This window comes from Psychrobacter sp. Ps6 (assembly GCF_022129235.1).
Lineage (GTDB): Bacteria > Pseudomonadota > Gammaproteobacteria > Pseudomonadales > Moraxellaceae > Psychrobacter.
Window position 1 is genome coordinate 1 of sequence record NZ_JADQAI010000037.1, and the last position, 3,471, is coordinate 3,471.

General features: G+C 41.2%; 4 protein-coding genes. All 4 read right to left on the reverse strand.

The window, feature by feature from the left end; translation table 11 throughout:
- On the reverse strand, window positions 1–216 hold a 216-nt coding region (gene cas6f / locus I3255_RS13350; protein ID WP_238039248.1), incomplete at its 3' end, for a type I-F CRISPR-associated endoribonuclease Cas6/Csy4.
- Window position 217: 1 nt separating this feature from the next.
- Window positions 218–1,207 carry a type I-F CRISPR-associated protein Csy3 gene (gene csy3, locus I3255_RS13355; RefSeq protein WP_238039249.1) on the reverse strand — a complete coding sequence of 330 codons (990 nt, stop codon included), beginning with the start codon at window positions 1,205–1,207 and terminating at the stop codon, window positions 218–220.
- 7 nt (window positions 1,208–1,214) lie between these two features.
- Window positions 1,215–2,171 (reverse strand): type I-F CRISPR-associated protein Csy2, encoded by a 957-nt coding sequence (csy2, locus tag I3255_RS13360; RefSeq protein ID WP_238039250.1) that lies wholly within the window; start codon window positions 2,169–2,171, stop codon window positions 1,215–1,217.
- The coding region (gene csy1, locus I3255_RS13365) for a type I-F CRISPR-associated protein Csy1 (protein WP_238039251.1) at window positions 2,171–3,471 on the reverse strand (1,301 nt) is incomplete at its 5' end. The genes csy2 and csy1, both read right to left, overlap by 1 nt.

Below are 3,471 nucleotides of genomic sequence, written 5' to 3' on the forward strand. Positions count from 1 at the left end.
CCAAGGTAAAGCCATTAGTTCATCAAGATCTGCCTGTGTACCATGTAAACGCAGCGTTTCACCTAGCGACTTATTGTAAGATGGAAAGCTTACGGCAATCCTACCAATGCAACACTGACTCATCGCACGATGAAACTTAGCAAATAGATTATTCAATAACGCAGGAGCGGTGATCTCTAAATCAGGCTCAACTTGGATATCTAAATAATAATCCATATTACTCTCCAAATACCCCACCACGAATTAACATTGCCATCATATAGTGCAATTCACATGTTGTTGGCTGCTTATCTTTTAGCATCCAACCATCAAGCAATGTATAAAAATCTGTCTTCTCTTTTGGCTTACGGTAAGCAATACCACGATTGGTCACACTACCATACGGTTCAATAGCAATAGGCCCACATTCGCCCGCCGCAGGATACCAAGTATCAATAGTACGTAATGCATTACCGATTTTTTGCGAGTGCATTGCCGCTTGACCTGATAATTGATACAGATACTTACTTTTCTTATCTCCAGTATTCATCACCAACTCTTGCGATGGGAACACTGTTTGTCCCTCACCTAACTGAACAAACGCTTCTACCGTGAGTAGTGTTGGTTTTTCCCCCATAAGCCCCTGCTCAATAACCGTCGCAATGGCTTTAATATCCTGATCTCGCTCATCAAAATCACGTAGCGAATAATTTAGCGAATCAAAACACCATGTCTGTTCCTGATGAGAAATACGAACTTCAACCTGCTCAGCTCCAACGCGATTGCGCCATAAAAAACGACCATTAGCTAAATTAAGCGCGTAACGAGTTGCCAGTTCAGTAAACCCCTCTTCTTGTACATAGGTTGTAATTTTACTGGCTAGTGCTTGCTGATAATCGGGATTATTACAGGTTGATGGAACCCCTAAATTACCCAATACTCGTAGCGAAAATGTTACCTTTAAGGTATCGGTATCAAAATTAAGTGCTGCATTATCAACCGTTTGTAAATTGGCTTTTTCGACTTCAGCATCAATTTTGCTCGCTTTTGCCCCTTTCAAACGATTTGAAATTGTGCCGCGTACCGACTTTTCAGTAACTAAAATCGGAGCCCAAGAGGCAACGGTGTCACGCTCTTCCCAATTACCAGCAAACATAATGGCATCCGAACATACTAATTTGGCTTCAAACGCTAATACTGATGGAGTTTCTAATTTGCTCATTGTCATTATTCCTTTAATAATCTTCGTTATATTCAATTTTGTTATCTGGTGATATTGGCATTAAGTCACCATTCATACTCTGTTGTTGAGAGTGTGCGACGTAAAACGGAGCATGATAGTGATAACGCCATAAAATTTGATCCATCGATGCAATTCGACTTGGAGCGCCAACCCATTCACCAATGCTGTGTACCGCTTCAACAAAGCTTACTGATGTTTCAATATCACGAACATTTGCTACTGTTCCGGCTTCATACAAAGGTGATATTGCTTTATAGCCGATCTGAATAGGAACCAAATATCCCGCTGGTTTTGCGATTCGTTGCCATTCAATATAAGACTCTTCTCGATCTTGGCTTTCGTCGTATTTTTTAAGCTCAACCGATTGATATTTAAGAGCAGAAAAGCTCAACCAATGAGAAACGGTCTCTTGGTCTTGTTCGTTAATTGCCATTAAATCGGAGCGATCCACCAGCACAAAACCTGGCAATAAACCTCGAAGCAGGGTTTTCGCCGTTGCATTGTCTTTAGCCAGTTGGCAAGAACGGATCGACACAATCCGACCACCAGCTAATTTTTGCTGTTCTGCCAATTGTTTAATTAACTCACAAGTGGCTTGTTTTTCACTATCCACATGATTTGGAATACCACTGGCTTTAATGATCAAGGAAACCGTCATCGACATACGGCCTTCTTCATTAATTGGAGCCGTTTTCCCCTCTTTTGTTAACGGGTTACGGGTTAAAGCGAAAGAGTACGGCTCATAAGCTGATTCACGATAAGCGTGCGTTTGATGTTGATGGCATACCACAGCAACATCAGATAACGTAATTCCTCGATGTGTTAACTTACGAGAGAGTGCATGCACATACCCCAAAAAATGAGTAATAGCAGGAAAACCGTAAGTAAAGCCTGAAATCGCATTAGCATTGGTCACATCAATCTGCTTTAACACCAAATACTGTTCCATTATGCGATCTCCTGTAATGCATTTAAGCACTGTTTTTGCCATTCCATTGCTTCAATCTGACCTAAAGTAAAGTGGTTTTGACTGCCTTTATTTACCTTATCTTTAAGCCAAAGCCCTACATTCTCAGCAATCGCTTGTTGCCAGTGATCATCAAAGCGATCCCATTGACTGTTATTGGGATCAAGCCAACGACGCTGAGCTAACGGAAGATCCGATTTATCGCTCCAACCTGCGGGTAATTGCTGCCACTTCGCCGCCACTAACAAAATCTGATCAATCACTTCATCAACCGTATTTACGATATAGTGACGGATCCGCATATTACTCTCAGTCGAAGCGGCATTAAGCTTAATAAGAAACTGAGTCAACCGAGTAATGGGCTCTTGAGTGTGATAATAAATATCACGATGCTGCAAAATTGAATCCAAACCAAGAGGAGGTTTATTTTGTGCTTGCCAATTAGGTGGAGCCGCAGAAAAGAGATAGGTTTTACCACTTCGTTTATTATTGAGTTGCGAGACATTTTGTGGTTTGGAACCCCCAGATACGGTAACCGCCAAATTGGGATATGCGATTAACGGCTGTGGATGAAAATCATTATGGCGCTTTGCCTCTCGAATGACTTTCATCTCTTGACTAAAACGGCTGTACTGAACCGCATCAAACAGCACTTGAGCTAAGGATGATGAATACAGCGGAGCCAACAGATGATATTCATTGTCACTAACAGGAAAATAGATCTGTTTTCCTAACACATGGCTGCTAGGAGAAGTATCTCGTAACGCCTGTTTTAATCCATCAAGCCAATGTATTAGCTCTTTATCACTCTTAGCAATCAGAGCCAAAGGTCGATGATCAGCCTTAGCTAAATAAGATAAAAGAGATAAGCCATTTTCATCAGTAAGCTGTAAAAAGCGAGCCACATCAAGCGCGGCAGCATTACCTACCGCATCAATCGCTTTTTCTTGAATTATTTCAGTATCTAAATAACGAGCATCATGACCAAGCTCATGCGCCAGCACATTACTGCCTTTTGCCGAGCTGTTTGTAAATTTCAACGCATGTGTTGCCATACTGATTTGATTGGCTCGACGAGCGGCATTATCAATCCATGCATTAAATTCAAATTGCTGCAGCAACTTTTCTTTATCTGCTAAAAACTGACTTTCAATACGATCAAAATCTTCAGCCGTTACTGCTGCAGCCTTATTTTTATCATAAGCTTTCTGATTTTCTTCGAGCTTAGTTTGATAACGCTCTGCAATAAATGTCTTAATATTTTGCGCTAATGTTTCAGGCA

Coding starts and splice junctions, on each gene's coding strand:
- csy2 (WP_238039250.1), bottom strand. CDS start 2,171: ATGGAACAGTATTTGGTGTTAAAGCAGATTGATGTGACCAATGCTAAT.
- csy3 (WP_238039249.1), bottom strand. CDS start 1,207: ATGACAATGAGCAAATTAGAAACTCCATCAGTATTAGCGTTTGAAGCC.